Raw genomic sequence first — 18,901 nt, 5'->3', positions numbered from 1 at the left:
CCGCGACGGCTCGGGGCGCATCGGCCTTCGCCGCCGCGCTCAATCGGCTACGACGATCTTCGCCGTCGCGCCCCGCTCTGCGTACGTCATCGCATGGTTGAGGGCGGTGTACGTTCCCGCTTCGGGTGCGACAAACTCGACGAACCCGCCCTGGGCGACCGACACGTCCAAGCCCTGCGAGCCGGCCGAGCCGACGCTCCCTTTGCCCGGAGCGAAAGGATCGCACGAGGCTCGCGTGAGCCCCGAGCCGTCGCATCCTCTGCGGATGGAATAGCTGCCCTCGTACCACACCGTGTCGAATTGGGTTCCGACGACGTGGAAGTGGAGGTCTAGATTGGGGCCGGCCGAGACCGCCCAGATGCGAACTCTCTCTCCCTTGCGCACTTTGATTGGGCGGTGGACGTACTGGAAGGGATATCCATTGAAGGAGACGGAGCTGGGCGTGACCCGCGCGATGGCGTCGGCGTTTGCGGCGTCGGCTTTGCTCCGAGCCCAGTACTGCTCGCTCTGAATGAAAACGAACTCGCGATCGACGGGATCGACGTCCTCGGGATCGATGACGACGGCCCCGTGCATCCCGCTGGCTATGTGCACGGACAGCGGGGCCGTGCTGCAGTGATAGAGCCAGATGCCCGCGCGTTTCGCGGTGAACGTGTAAACGAGGCTTTTCCCCGGGGCGATCGTCTTCATACGCGAATCGGGCGAAACATCGCCTGCGTGGAAGTCGAGCGAATGCCCCATCGTGCCCTTGTTGACGAGCGTGACATTGAAGGTGTCACCCACTTTGCCGCGCAGAGTCGGCCCCGGGGAGGCTCCGTTGAACGTCCAGACCTTCTGCCTGCGGCCCGGAGCGACCTCTTTCTCCACCTCTCTGGCCTCGAAAGTGACGTTGTGCACCCTTTCGCTTCCAGCCGGGCGAAGAACCGGGTCGCTCGGGTCGAAGCCCTTTCCCGGCTTCGCGGAAAGCTCGGCGGTCGTCGGCAGGATCGCCTCCCCCGTTCCCGCGTGGCCGGAGCCGTGGCTCGCGCCGTCGCGCCCAGAATGGGAACGGTCGGAGCCCGCGGGCGTCGAACCGGCCTTCCCGCGACCTGAGGCGTGGGCTCCCGAAGCGCCGACGGCATTGACCTTGATGACCATTCCCGCCTGTCTGTGGCCGACGATCGTGCACCAGCCCTCTGTGTCGGCCTCAACGACGCCGACGTCGACCGTTCCGCTTTTCCCCGCCTCAATGGCGCCGGTTCCGGCGCCATTGGCGAAAACGAGGTCGTGGCGCTGATCGCCGGTGTTTTTCAAGGTCACGACGAGCCTGTTGCCAGCCGGCACGTCGATGCTCGAAGGCGAGTATGCGAGCCCTCGGACGGAGACCTCGACCTTCGTCACCGGGGCGTCGGCGTCGACTGCGGGGTCGGTTGCGGATCCCGTTCCCGCCCCGGCGGCGACGGCGACGACGAGAGCAATCGACGCCACGCTCGCGCCAAGCGCCATTCGGGTCCTCGGAAGCTTCCTGGGCCCGCCCTCCGGCGGCGGGGGCGTTTCTTCGACGTCGAGCGACCGTTGGCGCAGGCTGTGGAATGCGACGAGGGCGACGCTCGCAGCTGCGCTGACGCATGCAATCGCCAACGCCGCGGTTCTCGTGCGGGCCGACGGGGTTGCTAGGGCCACGGCCACCCCGCCGTTGACGAGGAACCATCGGGCCGCCGCGGAGGGTTCGACGCGTTCGAGCGTGCGTCTGAGCCTGGCGGGCCCGCCTCCGAGCACGACGGGAAGGAGGAAGGCAAGCGAGCCGACGACCGTTTGGACGGCCCCCGCCCCGATGAGGAGGGCGAATTGAATGCCCGTTCCCGTCCGCGCATGAGCGGCGTCTGGCGAAGCAAGCAGCTGGACGGCCCACGCCAGCGCGGCGACCATGATCCACGTGATTCCCGCGCCGACGAACCAGCCGTCGCCCACTGAGGGCATCGACCCTTTCCAGGATTTGGCGACGGGGACGAGCACGCCGAGTACGGCCGCCGCAACCCATGCGAGGACTGCCAGACCGGCGATTCTCGGCATGTCGAGGAGGGAAAAGACGACTCCCGCCACAACCGCGCCAGCCAGGCACGGCAGCGCACGAGTGGACAGCGCGACCGCGTTGGGCGTCATTCGCGCCCGCGCAATCGTCGGCCCGAACGTCACGAGCGTGCCGAGTATCGTCAAACCGACGAACCCCAGGGTCTGACACAGCGAATGAGCCAGGGCAAGCGCGTCGTGCCGGGAATAGAGCGCGCTCCACCAGTTCATCGCGATATCGCGCGAGGCGACGTCGACCGCCATGAACACGCCGATGAGGGCGCCGAGGACCAGGAACGCCGCCGCGGTCGCGTGAAACCGCAGGGTGACGGCGGCCCTGCCGAGGAACGATCCCGACATGGCTTTGCGCAAGGCGGCGATGTGCCAAGATATCGTCGCGATGACGGTGGCCCCGCCGGCAATTGCCAGAAACGCGGCGGCCCCGCCGGTGATCGCCAAAGCTCCGCCGAGCTGAATCACGCCCGCAGCCAGCAACGCGAGCCTGGCCGTCTGCGCTTTCTGGGACTGTTGGCTCCGAGTGAGGGCGTCTGCGAAATGCCACGTCCACACGAGAATCGCGGATCCGATGAGACCGAGCCCGGCCACGTGAATCGCATACCATGTCGGGTTCGGCAAAACGGCGTTGAAACACAGGGTCAAAAGCAACACTGCGGCCCATCCAAGCTGGATGCCCAGAGTTATCCGGTGCCATGCGGCGCGGGGTCGAGACGTCGTCTTCATGGCTCCATGGTAATGAAAGGCTCGGGACTTTCCGCCGTACATTCGCCCTCGGGCGCCTGCCATTGCTCAGGCAGAGGATTTCTCGGGCCGAGCTTTCTCACGCCGTGCCGCCCGAAGGATCCGTGTTCTTCGAGGGAACGAGGGGCGTGTTTTCACGCAGCGGACGGAACACGCGGCTCCCTTGCCTATTTCGATCGGCGAGCACCCACTAAGATGGTGAAAACCGAATCGGAAGGCCGCAATGTCCGCTTTGCATTACTGCATTCACAAGACGCCGATCGGCGAATTGCTCGTCGCCGAATCCGACGGCGCGTTGGTTCGAGTGGCTTTTTCCCGAGAGAACTTCGACGTCGTCCTCAGCGATCTTTCCGACGCCCACGCGATCGAAGCGGAAGTGGCCAGCGTCGCTCTCCACGTTGCGGCACGCCAGCTGGACGAATACTTCCGGGGCGAGCGCGCGTCTTTCGACGTTCCGCTGGGCGCCGACCCCGAGACCCCGCTCAAAAGGGCCGTGCGCGAAACGCTTCTCTCATCAGAGCCGGGCGAGGTCATGACGTACAAGGAGCTGGCGGAGGCGAGCGGCTTCCCCTCGGCGATACGGGCCGCAGCCAGCGCCTGCGCCTCCAATCCCCTGCCCATCGTTGTTCCGTGCCACAGGGTGGTTCGGTCGGACGGCTCGCCGGGCCAGTACTTGGGCGGGGCGGGCGCCAAGCGCTTTTTGCTCGATCTCGAAGCTCAAGCCTCCGCATAAATTCGAGGCCCGCATGAAAGCTCAAGCGCCCGATCGAGAGCTTCGGGCAAGCTTCGGTCTGTCGCTCCGATTGAAAGCAGCAGGCTTGGACTGCCGCTAGTCGCCGGACGGCATTTTTCTCGGCGGCGTCGGCGGCATCTTCGCCGGAAGGGCGTTCGCCACCCTCTCGTCCGTCCAGTATGCCGGGTCGAAATCTGGCGCCGTGTGGGTGACGGCTCCATTGCGAGCAATGTCCCCGTCGGAGTCGATCCTTGTGCCGTCGCCCCTTCCGACGGAGTCTTCGCCGTCGGCCTCCTCGAAGCCGCGGGGCTCCCCGGAGCAATCCAGGTCGTCGGTTCGCGGGAATCCCGTCTCGCCGAAACGATCGTCGATGCGCCTTTCGACTCGAGAGATCGCTGCGTAGGCCGCGCCGATCAACAGAAGCGACACGGCAATCGTTCTCTTTTTCATCCTTCGGTCCAATCGTCGGGAAACTGGTGGGCAGGGCCAACCGATGACCGGGGTCTCCATGTTCGGCCCTCTGCGGCTCACCCTACGCGGCATGGACCGGTGCGTCCATCGGGACGGCATAAGCAGGCTTCTTCAGGCAGCGAACAAGGCCGACGACGCGCGGCGTCCGCCGATCAATCGAGCTCGACCGGCCCGATGACTCGGATCTCTTCGGTGTCGAGCCGCTCTTGGACTATATGGAGCACGTTCATGTCGATTTTTCCCTCGTTGCGCAGGCGCTTGAGGACCTCTCGCTGGTAATCAATGACCGCCAGCCGCAAAGCGCGATTTTGCCGCCAGTAGCTCTGAGAGTCGTCAAGGTCGGGGTTGCTCCGGGCGTTGGCTTCCTCTTCGAGTCCCTTCTGGAAGCGGCTCCACTCGGCCTTTGCGCCGTCGATTGCCTCTTGGCTCGCTCCGACCCGGGCCGCGATGTCGTCGAGGGCCTCATACCCTTCGCGTGAAATCGCATTCATCGCGCAGTGAATTTCCTCTTTCTCCGAAGTGTCCGGGGGAATCTTCGCCCAACGGATCACAGCGGGAAGAAGGAGGCCCTGCACAACCATCGACAGCATTACAACCCCGCCGACGACGAAGATTGTGAAATCCCGTCCGAATGTGCCAGAGGGAACCGAAAGGGCCACTGCCAGCGAGACGCCGCCTCTCAAACCCGCGAAGGTGCTGACCACTCGTCCGCGGAACGTCGTGCGCAGCCGCCGCTGCCTTTCGGATCGATCCAGTGCGCGGATGATCCCGATCACCACGTGGACGAAGACGAATCGGGCAAGCACGGAGACGGCCCAGGCGGCCGCGACCACCTTGAGTCCGTATCCCCATGAAGAATCGAAGCGCTCGATGGTTTCGCCCATCCGTTTGACTGCGCTCGGCAGCTGCACCCCGACGAGCACGAAAAGCGCGCCGTTCATGAGGTAGGAGACGAAGGACCATATCGGCAGGCCGTAGAACCGATTGACGGGCTTGATGGTGTCCGGGCCCCGGTATGTCAGGTAAAAGGCCGCGACGACGACGGCGACTACGCCCGAGCCCTTCATGTCCTGAAACGGCTCGATGTTTTCGGAGATCAAGAAGGCTGCAAAGGGAACCGTGAACATGAAAACGCTGAAGTTCATCGGGCTCTTAATATAGGCGCGCAAGGAGTTTGCGGCCCAGCCAACCGCCAGGCCGACCAGGGCGCCGATCAAAAACGAGAAAAAGAACATGCCGGAAGCATGCGCCGCGGACAAGGCGCGTCCGCCTGCCAATTGCAAAGCAAGGGCGAACAGAACGAGGGTGGCTCCGTCGTTGATGAGCGCCTCTGCCTTGAGGGTGGTGATCGCCGACTTCGGCAGCTTGCCGTTCAATGTCGCCACGGCCACCGCATCGGTCGGCGCGAGCGCGGCGCCGATGATGAGCGCAACGGGCCAGCTGTAGACCCCGACGAACGAATGCAGCACCCATGCGACGGCGAACGCCGTGAAAACGACCAGCGCCGTCCCCGTGAGCAGAATCCCGCGCAGCCGCGTGCGAACCTCTCGCCACGAGGTGTTCCTCGTTTCCCAGAAAAGCATGACCGGCAGGAAGATCTCCAGGATCACGTGCGGCGGCAGGCCGAGCTCTCGAACGTCGTTCAGCTGATGCGCCGGCACGAGCGCCAGCGCCAAGCCCAGGAATATAAGCAAAATGGCGGGAGGAACTCCCAACCTGTGAGCCAGGACGTTCCCCAGAAAAATCGCCGCGGCGACGGCGATGATCACTTCGAGCACGTTGTTTCCTTCGATGAGGGATCTGGTGTCGGCGAAATCGCCATGAACGAAACGGCGTCGTCTGGTCTCGATGTGCCGTAGTCGGCAAGCGCGTTGAATCGGCGGACCGGCGCGATGCCGATTTATATTATCCTCCCTGTTTGTGCCTTTCAATGAACTCAACGACCGCCGCATCAATTTCTCTGCTGTGCCCGGTCATGAGATGACCTCCCGTTTCGAAGATCTTCGTCTCGAGATTCGGGTAGCGGTGAAGCGATCCTTCCACTTGGCCTGCGGGACCTTTGAAAGGCGCCATTCGATCGTCTTTCGCGTGCAAAAGCAGCACAGGAACGTGCATTTCCTCAATCGGGTACGCCTCAAAGTTCACGGCCATGTCGCGATTGACAATTCGGGCGTCGAGATCGGCGCCTTCTTTTCGCTTCGACAGCGGCAGCATGCGGTGGACGACGTCGGCCTCCATCCCGTAGAGCCTCCTGTAGATAGGAAAAGCAAGCCACATAGACAGGTCGTGATTCATGATCGGCGGCGGCCCCATCAGACCGGGAATCTTGGCCGGCTTCTCGTTCCACGGCGCGGTAGAGCAGTACAGGATCAAGCCTTTCGCTCGCTCCGGGAAATCCAGGACGAAGCGGATTGCGGGCGTCCCGCCCGCCGAGGCCCCGAGAATGAAAACTCGTTCGATCCCCAAGAGATCGAGAAGCTCGACGTATGCTTCCGCCTGTTCCTTCGGCGTTCCTTCTCCTTTGACGGAGCTGCCGGGGTATCCGAAGCGGGAGGGCGCAAGAATGCGATATCTCGACGACAGGCTCCCGACGTTCTCCAAGGCCTGGTCGTAGCCTCCATAGAGGCCGTGGACGGAAAGGAGCGTCTCCCCCGCCGCCTGGTCACTCCGGCCTTTGCCATCGAGCTCCTTGCCGTCCAGCCCGTTGCCGCCCGACGTCTTGTCGTCCAGTCCCTTGCCGCTCGGCTCTTTGCCCTCCAGCCCGTTGCCGCTCGACCCCTTGCCGCTCGGCTTCTCATCGCTCAGGCACATGCCATCCGAGGCCTTGCAACTTGGCCCGCAGTCGACGTACGTCATCTTGCCGTAGCTCAACATCGCCGTTTCAGCGGCGCAATCCTCCAAGCGCCCTTCGGCGTCCTTCACAGCCCGTTTCAGTCGAAGAACGGGAACGAATACGCCTGTTGCGACCGCTGCGGCGCAGGCTGCAAGAATGGCTTTGCCTGCACTCATGGCTTCCCATCCCCTTGCTGCGCGTTGAGCTTTTGCGCGTCTGTTTTCGGCGTGTGCGAGTCTTTGTCCTGTTTGGTTGCGTCAAGTTTCCGCGCGTGCGTCGTCGGTCCATCAGACTTTCGCGTGTCTGCCTTTCTTCCGGCAGGATCCCGTGCGTGCTCCATTCTTTCGCCAAGATCGCCCGTCACGCCTCGCGCGCCAGGACTTTGCATGTAAGTGAAGCAGAACTCCTCGACGATCATCCGCAGTTCTTCCTTGGCCGTTTTCACTTCAGAAGGGCGCATGTCGTATTTTTGCAAAAGATAAAATATAGGCGTGTAGAACCGCAAGGCGAGAATGTGTGGGTCCCGCCGCTCGATGAGCCCGGCCCCTATGAGCTCCGCAAACACCCTCTCCTCGTGCTCGATCGCGCCATCGACGAACAGCCTCTCGAACTCTCGATTCAGCTTCGGCTCGCGATGGCGTTCGAGCGTCAACATCCTTCGAAACCCGGCGGCGACGTCGTCCTGCAGATAGAAAACGAACAGCTGCGTCGCGAAGCCGACGATGCCCTCGACGTCGACGTCGGCATACGAAACCTCGGCTCCGGTCGAACCGGGGAGGCCTATGGCGACGCCGACCTCCGCGACCCTTTCGGAGAAGAACTCCGCGCAAGCGTCGAAGATGGCCTGCTTGCCTGCATAATGCTTGTACAACGACGGCGGCTTGACGCCGACCGCAACCGCGATGTCTGCGACGCGGACCGCGCTGTATCCCCTCTCGGAGAACAGCGCCAGCGACTCCCTGAGTATCTTTTCTTTGGTTGGTGTCATCGCAAGCCCTCTAGCCAATAGAAGTTAGCCGCATTGTCTGCGCTTCATCTTAGGCTAACGTTCATTAGCCTTCAAGCGTTGCGGAGCGAACCAGAGCTTGTCAATCGTTCGATAGGTTCTTTGCGCAATCAGGGCAGCGACGAGGCCTCCTCGACGTCCCGCCAAGAGAGCCGAGAATTGATCAGATGGACTCCGACGGGCAACATTCTGTCCTGACCAACGGAAAACGCAGAACGTTGAACGGAATAAATGCCGTTGCCCGCTTTCAAAGACGATGGCGTACCTTCAGCGATCGCAGATGGCCGAAACACCCTAATTTATGTGCGAGAAAGAAACTGGTGGAGCTAAGGGGATTCGAACCCCTGACCTCTTCCATGCCATGGAAGCGCGCTACCAACTGCGCCATAGCCCCGAGCGGACTCCTCAATATTACGGACTCCCCCGATGCTTGGCAAATCACGGTTAGGAGACGCCGCTCACGAACGGGCCGCACTTGCCCACGAACGGGGAACTACTGCGTGGGCGTGCGAACCTCGTCGGACTCGCCCACGCCCACGTTGTAAGCGGCGATGCGCCAGGCCGGCGGACCCACACGCAAGGGTTCCAGAATCGCCCAGTTGCAATTGGACATCACTTTCAGGCCCATCCATTCGCCGGGCGCCTCGCCCAAAAGCGAGATCGTTGCGAGTTTGATGGCGGCGCCGTGGGAGGCAACCACGAGCGTCCCGTTCGTCTTGGCCGCCCAGTCCTCGATCGCTCGGCTCGCCCGACGGCCGACATCGGCCTGCCGTTCGGCGCCCACGCCCTCGGGTTCCTTGGCCTGCCGCCAAGCGCGGTACTGCTCGGGGAACCTCTCTTCGATCTCCGCCCCGGTCAGCCCCTCGAAAAGTCCGAAAGAACGCTCCTTGAGGCGGTCGTCCGCTTCGACGTCGACTCCGACGAGTGACGAAAGCGCCTCGGCCGTCTGGCGCGCCCGGGCGAGCGGCGAGGAGACGATAAGCGAGGGCTCAAGCGGAGCGAGGGCGGCAGCCGCCTCGCGCGCCTGCCGCAAACCCGTGTCGTTGAGGGAAAAGTCCCTGGCTCCCTGGATCCTCCCCGTAAGATTCATGTCGGTCTGGCCGTGCCGCCACAAGACCACTCGCGAAGCGCTCATGCCCGGGGCGCTTCGACCGAAAGGCCAATGCTCGGGCAGTCGGCCCAGAGGCGCTCCAGCGCGTAGAACTCGCGATCTTCATCCTGCTGGACGTGAACCACGAGGTCGCCGTAGTCGACGAGGACCCAATGGGCCTCGTCGAACCCTTCGCGTCGCTTTCGACGGACCCCGGCTTTGAGCAGTGCCTCATCCATCGCATCGACGAGGGACCTCACCTGCCGGTCGCTTGAACCGGAGACGACGAGGAACACTTCCGTGAGCACAAGCCTCTCCGAGACGTCGATCGCCGCAATGGTCGTCGCTTTGAGCTCGGCCGCGGCCTGGGCGGCTATTCTCGCCCACTCCAATGTCTCTTCGGACGCTGCCACATCACACCCCGAAACCGGGCGGGGCAACACTCGCCGCGGCTTCGAGCACGGGCTGCACGTCGCCGCCGGAGGCGACGAATTTGCGGACGATGAGCCCGACGGCGAGGCCGACTAGCAGGCCGATGAGGATCGCCACGATTGTCATGAGCCATCCGCGGGGCTTTTCATCCTCCTCGGCGATGTCTCCCAGCTGCTCCTCGTACCCGCTCTCGACTGCCGCGGAGCCGGCCTCGGGATCGATGGATCTGACTTCGCCGGCGGGGCTGGGAACGGGAGCGAAATCGGAATACTTCTCCTCGCTGCCGGGCTCGCTTTCACGCCGAAGCCTCTCCAGCAAAGGAGCCTTGAGCGAAGCCCGAGGATCGTACTGCTCTTCGGCCGTGGGGCGAGGCGGGACGTCGCCTTCATTTGCCTCCGGGAAACGGCTGGTTTGGCGGTCTTTGGTGTCGGGGCCTTCGTCTGCGCCGGCCCCGCTGCCGTCAAAACGGGAGAAGACGGAACTGCGCCCGGCGGCATCGAGCGCTTCGGCCTCGTTCTCACGAGAAGCCATCGGGTTGGCGAACGATTGAGTCGCATTCGGCGAAGAATGGGGCGCGCCGGGCGCCGGCTGGGCCGCGCTCGGGATCGATTGGATCGAACTCGATGGCGTCGGCTGAACCGTTCCCGTCGTCGATTGGGGAGAGCTCGGCTGGTTCCGGAACGGCGTGCCTGTCTGGCGGCTGTCTGCGTGAGAACGGCCGTCCGCCGAGTCCAGCCCCTTATGAGCCTCCTCCGGCGCGTCGGGGACGACGCCTGTAAAAGAACCGGTTGCCTCGGACGAAGCGGCCGGATCTGCACCCGGCTTCTGTCCCTCGGAGACGGGCAGTCCGCCGGGCTCGCCTGACGCGCCTTTGTCGTCGCCCTCTGCCGGCCAGCGGCCCTCGACGAGCCCGACCTCCGCCGCGGCCACCGTCGCGACGGGGGTGATGTTTCCCGTCGTGGAAAACCCTTCCGCGGGGGCCGCATGCCCGCCGTGATGTGTCGAAGTCCTGCTTGAATCCACATGCGACGCCCTCGACGCCGGCTCTTGTGCGCTGCCGGCCCTTTCGGGAATCACCGACGGGAAACGTCCGTGCGCGCCGACGCCCTCCGCCGAACCGCCTGTGGAAGCGGTCTGTCCATGTCCGTCGGAAGTCGAGCTTCCGGAATCTTCTCGCGTCAGCCCCGCCTCGCGTTCACGCATCTCTTTGCGCGTCAGGCGCTTGAGACGTATCTCCGCGGTGGGGGTGAGATCGTCAAGTGGGGACGCGCCGTCTAGGATCGGCGCGAGAAGGCCCTTTGCCCTCATTTCGCGCCGTGACATCCTCGGCTGTTCGTCACTCATACATATTCCTTCCCGCTGCCCTGGGCGGCGTTTATCCCGACGCCAACGCCTCAGAGACGTCGTTCAAGGGTTTCAGTTTATCCGACTGACGCGGATATTCCGACTTTACATCGGCGTTTCGCCCAAAGCCTTGCCAGGTTTCCCACACGTCAGACCTCCTTGTAGAGCCGATACTTGGCAATGTACTGAACCACGCCGTCGGGAACCAGATACCACGGCTGAACGCCAGAAGCCACGCGCGCGCGGCAATCCGTGGAAGAAATCGCCATGGCCGGCACCTCCATCAGCGTAATTCCCTCGGGAGGAAGACCCGTCGTGTCCAGCTGGTGTCCGGCCCGCGTCACGCCTACGAAATGAGCCATAGACCACAGATCGTCCGAGTCTTTCCATTCGAGGATCTGCGGAAGCACGTCCGCGCCCGTGATGAAGAAAAAGTCCGCGTCCGGGTAGGCCTTTCGCAGATCGCGAAGGGTGTCGATCGTGTACGTCGTACCGCCGCGCTCAATGTCGACGCGGGAAACCGAGAACCGCGGATTCGAAGCCGTCGCGATGACCGCCATCAGATAACGGTGCTCCGCCAACGTCACCTTTCGGTCGCGTTTGTATGGCTGCCTGCCGGTGGGCACAAAAACGACCTCGTCTAGGTTGAAGACGCTCAGCACCTCCGAAGCCGCGACTAGATGCCCGTGGTGAATGGGGTCGAACGTCCCGCCCATTATCCCGATGCGTCGTTTCCTTCCGGGGACGACGTCGATGGGAACCTGAACGTCGGTCTCAGGCACGGCCGCCTTCTTTCGCCTTCGACGCGAGAACCGCCTCCACGGCCCTCCGCGTCGCGCCTCCGTTTGTATATGCCATGTACGAAAGCCTACGCCGCTCCGCTTCTTTTCTCTCTCCGTCGATTCCGCTGCTAGCGCATAGCGATGAGGAGCCCGCGCACCGGGGAATAGTGTAGACGGAGGCAACGTTGACGCTTCCGTACAGGACCCAAACGAAAGGCAACAGGCAATGGCAACTCAAGCCGTCACGATCGACAACTTCAACGACACGATCAAGGAGGGAATCGTCCTGCTCGACTTCTGGGCCTCGTGGTGCGGCCCGTGCCGTCAGTTCGCGCCCGTTTTCGAGGCGGCTTCGGAGGCCCATCCCGACGTCGTGTTCGGCAAAGTCGACACCGAGGACCAGCAGGCGCTCGCCGGCGAATTCGGAATCACCTCGATTCCCACGGTCATGGCCTTCCGCGACGGCGTCCGCGTTTTCTCTCAGGCCGGAGCCCTTCCCAAGGCCTCCCTCGAGGACCTCATCAAGCAGGTCAAGGAGCTTGACATGGACGAGGTGCGCACCAAGATCAACGAGATGAAGGGCTGAGCAGCCTTTGCGCATCCCGCATCCTTGGGGCGGTCGGCGATGCGTCGACCGCCCCTTCGTTTAAACCGATTCACCGGAGCCTGCTCGCGTCAACCGAGCCCGCTCGCGTCAAACAAAACAGCCCCGGAGCGGCTTGCCGTCCGTCACGCGGCCTCGATCTGGGCTCGCGCGGACAGGAGCGGGACGACGCCGCGTATGAGCGAGGCGAGATCCGTGGGAAGCGACGCGGGAAGGAAAATGAGGCCGTCGGCTGCCCCCGTGCCGATCCAGCGCTCGAAGGCGTCGGCGACGTCGGACACCGTGCCCACAACGGAGGCCTTCCCCTGGAAGAGCGGGGCTCCGGCAATGTCTGCGACGAGGAGCGCGCGCTCGTTGGCAGCCCTCATCGATCCGGATATCACGATGCCCAGTTCCCCAAAAACCCTCACGCTCCGCCCGTTGGAGGCCGCGAGCTCGCGAAGCTCCGAGCGAATGTCGCGCGCCCGATCGAGGTCGTCGGTGCGAACGCGCACCCCGTCCGCGAAGGCGGCCAGCGCTCCGAGGGAGATCGCATCGGCCACTTCGGCGTCGAGCTGCACATTCACGGGCATTCCGTTCGCGGCTATCTCCTCGGCCAGTCGCGCGACACCGTCGAGGTCGCTTTCTTCCGTCACTTCGACCGTCGGAGCAACGTGCTCGCCGTGCTGAGCGAGAATCCCGATTCCCTCTCGCGACACCGCGGCTTCTGCCGGGATCTGGACGTTGATTTTCCCGGCGTGCTGACTGAGCAGGCGAGCGGCCACTCGGGCGGCGTCAAGCTGATTCACATTGTCGGACCGGGTGCGAAAGGTGGCGTCGAAGCAAACGAAATCGATCCCGCCGCGCGTGGCAGCCTGGGCGCACGAGGCTATTCGCGGATAGCTCGCGTATTCGACGGGCATCTCGTTTCCGAACGCAGCTGCAAACGCCTCCGTTGTGACGGCGCCAAGAAGCGAGAGATCGACGCCCATGACGGCCTCGGCGACGCCCTCCGCCGAGGCGTCGTCAAGTTCCGACTCTTTCGTTGCAAGGCTAATTGTCATGACAATTTCCTTTTGCGCTCTCGATCCTTCGAGGTCCGGCCGACACCGGGGATCGAGCGACGCCGCGAGAACACGAAGACGCCCGACCGCCAACGTTCGAAGCCAAGCCCGCATCGGGGCAGAGCCTCAAACATTCAACCTACGAGCAAGTAAAACAGTCTCGTGTCCACATGGCAAGACCTCAGGCCGCAATGTGGAAGTTCTCACGCGTTATTCAATGTAGCATTACTAAAACTGCGGTTTATCGCTCAGGGTCAGTCCATAGTCCCGACTCGCGCTCCATCTGCAGTTCTTCCCGGGCCTGCGCCTTCGCATCCATGCGGTCGTGATAGGCAGCCTTGCGTTCTTTTCGCGAAGCCCGGGGGCGCTCGTCGAAGCGGAGATCCGTCCCCCGCGGCCCCAGAAGCTCCGCTCCGGTCTGAATCGACGGCTCCCAGTCGAAAATGTATCCGGAATCCTCGGGGCCGACCACGACCATCGCGCCGGCCTGCGCCCCGGCTTTCACAAGGGCGTCTTCAATGCCGAGCACGTTGAGGCGGTCCGCGAGATAGCCGACTGCTTCGTCGTTGTCGAAATCCGTCTGGCGGACCCATCTTTCAGGCTTGTCGCCGCGCACAACAAAGAAGTCCTCGCCGTTCTTCGTCTTCCGCGAAAGGGTGAAGGCGCTTGCGCGATCCTTGGCGCGAACCTCGACCCGCGGTTTCGACTCGACGGGAACAAACTCGCGGGCCTGGGCCACCGCCGCCGCCAAAGCGAAGGAGAGCTCCCGCAAACCTGTGTGCGTCACGGCGGAGACGATGAAGACCGGATAGCCAGAGAGCTCGGGGAGCACGAATTCAGCCAGTTCTTTCGCCTCGGGGACGTCGGCCTTGTTGAGAACGACGACGCGTGGCCTGTCTGCGAGCGGGGCCCGCCCCTCTTCCTGAGGCAGCCGTCGGGCGTATGCGGCCAGCTCCGACTCGATGGTCGCCAGATCGGAGAGAGGATCGCGCCCCGGCTCGAAGGTGGCGCAGTCAAGGACGTGGACGATCACCGAACAGCGCTCAATATGCCTGAGGAACTCGAGCCCGAGGCCCTTTCCGTCGGATGCGCCCGGAATGAGCCCTGGAACGTCGGCTATCGTGTAGCGTTCGTCTCCGGCCTGCACGACGCCGAGGTTGGGAACGAGCGTGGTGAACGGATAGTCGGCGATCTTCGGGCGCGCTGCCGACATCGCGGCGATGAGCGAGGACTTTCCCGCACTCGGGAAGCCGACAAGCGCGACGTCGGCGACGGATTTCAGTTCTAGGACGACCTCGCCTTCCTCGCCGGCGTCTCCGAGAAGGGCAAATCCCGGCGCCTTGCGCTTGGGCGAGGCGAGTGCGGCGTTCCCCAGGCCTCCTTGACCGCCGCGGGCCGCGACAAATCGCTGCCCCGGCTCGACGAGGTCGGCCAGAACTTCGCCGTCGGGCCCCTTCACGACCGTCCCGACGGGAACGTTGAGCACCCGGTCTTCGCCGTTGCGGCCAGACCGCATGTCGCCGGCCCCGGGCGTCCCGGAGGGGGCCTTCTGATGGGGGGCGTGATGGTATGTGAGAAGGGTGGTCTCCTGGGGGTCGGCTTCGATGACGACGTCGCCTCCCCGCCCTCCGTTTGCGCCGTCGGGTCCGCCCAAGGGCTTGAATTTCTCTCGACGCACGGAAACGCATCCGTTTCCGCCGTCACCCGCCTTGACGTGAAGCGTCACGTGATCGACGAAGCTGGCCATCTTCCCCTCCTATGCAAAGGCCCACGCGAAAAGGGGCGGAAGGACGCGCCTTCCACCCCTATTTGCTCGATTGCTTTCAGGCCTCCGCAGCGACGATGTCGATGACCTTGCGATCGCGGCGGGTGCCGAACTTGACGTGACCGGCGGAGAGTGCGAAAAGCGTGTCGTCCTTGCCGCGCCCCACGTTGACTCCCGGATGGAAGTGAGTGCCGCGCTGGCGGACGATGATTTCGCCCGCGTTCACGAGCTGGCCGCCGAAACGCTTGACGCCGAGGCGCTGGGCGTTGGAATCGCGGCCGTTGCGGGAGGAGCTGGCGCCCTTCTTATGTGCCATCTCGAAAACCTGCCTTCTGAATAACGTTGGGTGAAAAGGTCACTTGATTCCGACGACCTTCAAGCGGGTCAGCTTCTGGCGATGACCCTGACGCTTGCGGTAGCCCGTTTTGTTCTTGTATTTGACGATCGAGATCTTCGGCCCTTTTTCCTCGCGCACGATCTCTGCCGTCACCTTCGCGGAGATGCCGTCGGCAGCCGATGTGATCTTCTCACCGTCAACGAGCAGGACGGGCTCGAGCTCGACGGTGTCGCCGACCTCCCCGTCCAGCCTGTTCACGACGACGACGGACCCGACGGACACCTTCTCTTGGCGGCCGCCGGCCTTAACGATCGCGTACACCACGTTACTGCTCATCTCTGTTGATTAGGACTGCGCTCGCTCCTGCGGCGCAACTGACAATGGGGCGCAAGCGCGCCGACGCTCAAGTTTACTGGTGCAACCGACTGCCGGGCAAGTCGAACGGCGCCCCATGTCGCTATGCAATGCGCCACGCACGACGACGCGGAGGCGCGGCGCACGGCCCGCTTGAAAACAGTCCTTCCCGCGGCTGCCCGGCCCCGCGCACAGCTCCCGCAAAGCGGCGCTCACAGGCCCTCACGAGGCGGGGAAGCTGAGAATCGCGGGCCCCGCCGAAGGAGTGATCGTCCCCGACGAGGACACGCGCCTCGTTCGCGACCTCGAACTTTCCGAGGCCGGGGAGCCCGCTTCGCCTTGTTCGGGCGCGCCGCCAGGACTGAAAGACTCGGCGCGCTCGGCAAACTCTGCCCGGCTTTGCTCCGACGCCTTGCCGGGAATGTCCGCTTGGCCCGCTCCATCGGCCTCGTCTGCCTCAGCGGCCTGCACGGAGGCCGCCTTCCCGCGTTTGCCCTGGACGCCCTTCGCCTTTTTCGTCCCCTGCTTCTTCGCGGACGCCTTGGTTCGATTGCGCGCCTTCGCCGCTCCCGGCTTCGAGTCCTCGCCGTCTTCGGCCGTCCGTTCCTCGGCGTCGTCGGCGCTCTTGGCCGAATCCTGCGCGGAGTCCGAATCGCCCGGCTCGGAGTTTTCGTCGTGCTTCGATTGGGCGGCTGCGGCGATGGAATGCAGCGCCGCCTTCACGTCGTCGTGCTTGGGGCCTTCGTCTCGCGGTTCGGAAGCCGTCTGCTTGGCGGCCTGCTTGTTTCGCGCGCGCTTGTCGGCGCCGCCGTCGCCCCTTTCGACCGGATTCGAGTGGATGATATATCCGCGCCCCTCGCACGCCTCGCACACGGTCGAGAAAGCCTCGACGAGCCCCTGCCCGACCCTCTTGCGGGTCATCTGGACGAGGCCGAGAGACGTGACCTCGGCGACTTGGTGGCGCGTGCGGTCGCGCCCAAGGCATTCGACGAGCCTGCGAAGGACAAGCTCGCGGTTGGCCTCCAGCACCATGTCGATGAAGTCAATGACGATAATCCCGCCGATGTCGCGCAGACGCAGCTGACGGACGATCTCCTCGGCCGCCTCGAGGTTGTTCCTCGTCACCGTCTCCTCCAGCGTGCCGCCGGCCCCGGTAAACTTGCCGGTGTTGACGTCGATGACGGTCATCGCCTCGGTTCGGTCGATGACCAGCGTTCCGCCCGACGGCAGCCACACCTTCCGATCGAAGGCCTTGGCCAGCTGCTCGTCGACTCTGTGAGAGGCGAAGATGTCCGAGGCCCCGGTCCAGTGCTCCAGGCGTTGGGACAGCTCGGGGGAAAGTTCGGCGACGTACTCAGAAATCGTCCGCCACGCCTTGGCCCCCTGGATCTTCAGCGACTGGAAATCCTCGTTGAAGATGTCTCGGACCACCCGGACGGCGAGCTCCGGCTCCCCCTTGAGGAGCATGGGGGCCCCTTTGGTGTTCTTCGCCTTCGTCTGGATGTCCTGCCAGGTCTTCGCGAGCCGTTCGACGTCGGCGCGCAGCTGATCCTCGGACGTGCCCTCGGCCGCCGTCCGGACGATGACGCCGTGCTCGGCGGGGACGATCTCACGCAGCAGACGCTTGAGCCTTTGCCGCTCTTTGTCTGGAAGCTTGCGGGAGATCCCCGTCATTGCCCCCGAAGGGACGAGGACGAGGTGGCGGCCGGCGAGGGTGATTTGCGCGGTCAGGCGCGCGCCCTTGTGACCGATCGGATCCTTCGTCACCTGGACGACGACCGTGTCGCCCGATTTGAGAGCCTGCTCGATGCGGCGGGGCCTTCCCTCCAGCCCGGCGGCCTCCCAATTGACCTCGCCGGCGTAGAGGACGGCGTTTCGGCCCTTGCCGATGTCGACGAACGCCGCCTCCATGGACGGAAGCACGTTCTGGACCCTGCCAAGGTAGACGTTTCCGACCATCGAGACCTGCGTGTGGCGGGCGACGTAGTGTTCGACGAGAACGTCGTCTTCCAAAACGGCAATCTGGTTGAGCCCGTCCTGCTCGCGAATGAGCATCTCACGCTTGACCGATTCGCGCCGCGCCAAGTACTCGGACTCTGTGATGGTGTGGCGGCGCCTGCCCGCCTCGCGGCCTTCCCGGCGACGCTGCCGTTTCGCCTCGAGCCGAGTCGAGCCCTTGGGAATGCTGACCTCGTCGGAAGCCGAGTCCGAGGAACGGGCGCGCCGACGTCGCCGACGCGTACCTGCCTCCGCCGAATCGCCGGAGTCCTTGCCCTTCGCGTCTTTCTGCTTCGGGGGCTCGGGCTTCTCCTCTGCCGCCGCATGGACGTCCTCGGAGGCGTTCTTGCGCCGTCCCCTCGTTCCGCGCTTGCGGCGCCGCGGCTCGGAGCCCTCCTGTTCCTCGGCCGAGTGCGCGGAGCCCTCGCCGGCGACGCGCTCGTCTTTCTTCTCCGCCTTCTGCTCCGGATCGGACTTCGCCGAGGCCCGCTTCCTGGTCCGAGAAGGGGACGACGCCGGCTCCGACGGCTCCTCGGCCGACTTGCGCTTGCGAACGCGCACCCTGCTGACGTCGGGTTCCTGGAAAAGCAGAGCGGTCATTCCCATCGGCGGGGCGTCTTCGGGAACGGAGTCCTCAGGCGACGAAAACTGCGGCGTCGCTCCCGCAGAGCGTGCGGCCGCGCCCGAATCGGAGGCTCCTTCGGCGATGACCTCAAGCGATTCGACGACTTCTTTGGAGGGAGCCCTCCTGCGGGGCCTGCGCTTGGGCTCCAGCTCCGCGAGCGACTGGGCGACGGCGCTCGTCGCATCCTCCGTCGATTCGGCGTCGGCCTGTTCGGAATCGGAGGCTCTGCGCCGGGTGCGCGCAGCCGGCCGCCGAACGCGGGCGGCGCGAACCGCCCCTCCCCTTTTCTCGCCTTGCCCTTCTTGATCTGCCCCGCCTTGGCCGCCGTCGTTCGAGGCGGCCCCGTCTCCCCGGACGTCGCCGACGGGGGACGCGGGCCCGTTGTGCGGATTTTCCCGCTCGTCCGTAACAAAATCAGACATACGTATTCTCCCACCGGGAGGCACCCCCGCAACGTGCCGTCGCCGGCTTATGGATCGCGGCTAACCGCGGAAGTCTCATGACAGGCGCACCGGCGGCGACGCTCTTGCGGCGCACAGTGCAGCCTCTCCCAATCGGGATCATGCGGGAAATCCCAAGGCTGACAAGTATTGTCTCATACACATCTGGAAACGGAACGACGGAACACGCGAATCCATTCCACACCACAGCTTTCTCAACAGGCGCCGCGGCGCCT

16 protein-coding genes and 1 tRNA gene are annotated in these 18,901 nt (G+C 64.2%); 2 read left to right on the top strand and 15 right to left on the bottom strand.

Translation table 11 applies throughout. The features are described 5' to 3' along the window. Positions 1-39: 39 nt before the first annotated feature. Positions 40-2,790, bottom strand: a complete 2,751-nt coding sequence (locus A4H34_RS11395) for a multicopper oxidase domain-containing protein (RefSeq protein WP_064231456.1) — start codon at positions 2,788-2,790, stop codon at positions 40-42. A 241-nt stretch (positions 2,791-3,031) separates the two neighbouring features. Between A4H34_RS11395 and A4H34_RS06685 the strand changes: the two genes are divergently transcribed. Then, complete coding sequence (locus tag A4H34_RS06685; protein ID WP_009198882.1) at positions 3,032-3,541, top strand: methylated-DNA--[protein]-cysteine S-methyltransferase; 510 nt, start codon at positions 3,032-3,034, stop codon at positions 3,539-3,541. Between the two features lie 96 nt (positions 3,542-3,637). Here A4H34_RS06685 and A4H34_RS06680 read toward each other — a convergent pair whose 3' ends face one another. The 9 genes from A4H34_RS06680 to nadD all read right to left on the bottom strand — a co-directional run bounded on the left by A4H34_RS06680 (position 3,638) and on the right by nadD (position 11,499). Beyond that, positions 3,638-3,970 (bottom strand): hypothetical protein, encoded by a 333-nt coding sequence (locus tag A4H34_RS06680; RefSeq protein WP_156510281.1) that lies wholly within the window; start codon positions 3,968-3,970, stop codon positions 3,638-3,640. Positions 3,971-4,164: 194 nt separating this feature from the next. After that, positions 4,165-5,790, bottom strand: a complete 1,626-nt coding sequence (locus A4H34_RS06675) for a Na+/H+ antiporter (RefSeq protein WP_064231454.1) — start codon at positions 5,788-5,790, stop codon at positions 4,165-4,167. 127 nt (positions 5,791-5,917) lie between these two features. Further along, positions 5,918-7,021 carry an alpha/beta fold hydrolase gene (locus A4H34_RS06670; RefSeq protein ID WP_064231453.1) on the bottom strand — a complete coding sequence of 368 codons (1,104 nt, stop codon included), beginning with the start codon at positions 7,019-7,021 and terminating at the stop codon, positions 5,918-5,920. Next, on the bottom strand, positions 7,018-7,833 hold the full coding sequence (locus A4H34_RS06665) for a TetR/AcrR family transcriptional regulator (RefSeq protein WP_064231452.1): 816 nt from the start codon (positions 7,831-7,833) through the stop codon (positions 7,018-7,020). Before A4H34_RS06665 ends, A4H34_RS06670 begins: the two co-directional genes overlap by 4 nt. A 336-nt stretch (positions 7,834-8,169) precedes the next feature. Beyond that, a tRNA-Ala gene (locus A4H34_RS06660) sits at positions 8,170-8,245 on the bottom strand. Positions 8,246-8,344: 99 nt separating this feature from the next. Beyond that, positions 8,345-8,986: a histidine phosphatase family protein gene (locus A4H34_RS06655; protein WP_064231451.1), complete on the bottom strand. Its 642-nt coding sequence runs from the start codon at positions 8,984-8,986 to the stop codon at positions 8,345-8,347. Next, complete coding sequence (rsfS, locus tag A4H34_RS06650; protein ID WP_064231450.1) at positions 8,983-9,354, bottom strand: ribosome silencing factor; 372 nt, start codon at positions 9,352-9,354, stop codon at positions 8,983-8,985. The genes A4H34_RS06655 and rsfS overlap by 4 nt, the downstream gene beginning before the upstream one ends. Before the next feature lies 1 nt (position 9,355). Beyond that, a complete protein-coding gene (locus tag A4H34_RS06645; RefSeq protein ID WP_064231449.1) occupies positions 9,356-10,717 on the bottom strand; it encodes a hypothetical protein in 1,362 nt (453 codons plus the stop codon). Between the two features lie 149 nt (positions 10,718-10,866). Continuing rightward, complete coding sequence (gene nadD / locus A4H34_RS06640; RefSeq protein WP_009198891.1) at positions 10,867-11,499, bottom strand: nicotinate-nucleotide adenylyltransferase; 633 nt, start codon at positions 11,497-11,499, stop codon at positions 10,867-10,869. A 226-nt stretch (positions 11,500-11,725) separates the two neighbouring features. Here nadD and trxA point away from each other — a divergent pair, with 226 nt between their 5' ends. Beyond that, entirely contained in the window at positions 11,726-12,085 is a 360-nt protein-coding gene (gene trxA / locus A4H34_RS06635) for a thioredoxin (RefSeq protein ID WP_009198892.1), read from the top strand. Between the two features lie 143 nt (positions 12,086-12,228). On the opposite strand, the gene A4H34_RS06630 is transcribed toward trxA, so the two are convergent. The 5 genes from A4H34_RS06630 to A4H34_RS06610 form a co-directional block, all read right to left on the bottom strand. Next, positions 12,229-13,146 (bottom strand): nitrilotriacetate monooxygenase, encoded by a 918-nt coding sequence (locus A4H34_RS06630; protein WP_009198893.1) that lies wholly within the window; start codon positions 13,144-13,146, stop codon positions 12,229-12,231. Positions 13,147-13,387: 241 nt separating this feature from the next. Further along, positions 13,388-14,893: a GTPase ObgE gene (obgE, locus tag A4H34_RS06625; RefSeq protein ID WP_064231448.1), complete on the bottom strand. Its 1,506-nt coding sequence runs from the start codon at positions 14,891-14,893 to the stop codon at positions 13,388-13,390. A gap of 76 nt (positions 14,894-14,969) precedes the next feature. Beyond that, on the bottom strand, positions 14,970-15,227 hold the full coding sequence (gene rpmA, locus A4H34_RS06620) for a 50S ribosomal protein L27 (protein ID WP_009198895.1): 258 nt from the start codon (positions 15,225-15,227) through the stop codon (positions 14,970-14,972). Between the two features lie 39 nt (positions 15,228-15,266). Next, positions 15,267-15,584 (bottom strand): 50S ribosomal protein L21, encoded by a 318-nt coding sequence (gene rplU, locus A4H34_RS06615; RefSeq protein ID WP_009198896.1) that lies wholly within the window; start codon positions 15,582-15,584, stop codon positions 15,267-15,269. 240 nt (positions 15,585-15,824) lie between these two features. Continuing rightward, positions 15,825-18,647 (bottom strand): Rne/Rng family ribonuclease, encoded by a 2,823-nt coding sequence (locus tag A4H34_RS06610; RefSeq protein WP_064231447.1) that lies wholly within the window; start codon positions 18,645-18,647, stop codon positions 15,825-15,827. Between the last annotated feature and the right edge of the window lie 254 nt (positions 18,648-18,901).

This window comes from Peptidiphaga gingivicola (genome assembly GCF_001652275.1).
In the GTDB taxonomy this organism is placed as follows: domain Bacteria; phylum Actinomycetota; class Actinomycetes; order Actinomycetales; family Actinomycetaceae; genus Peptidiphaga; species Peptidiphaga gingivicola.
This window is presented reverse-complemented; position numbering and strand designations above follow the sequence as displayed.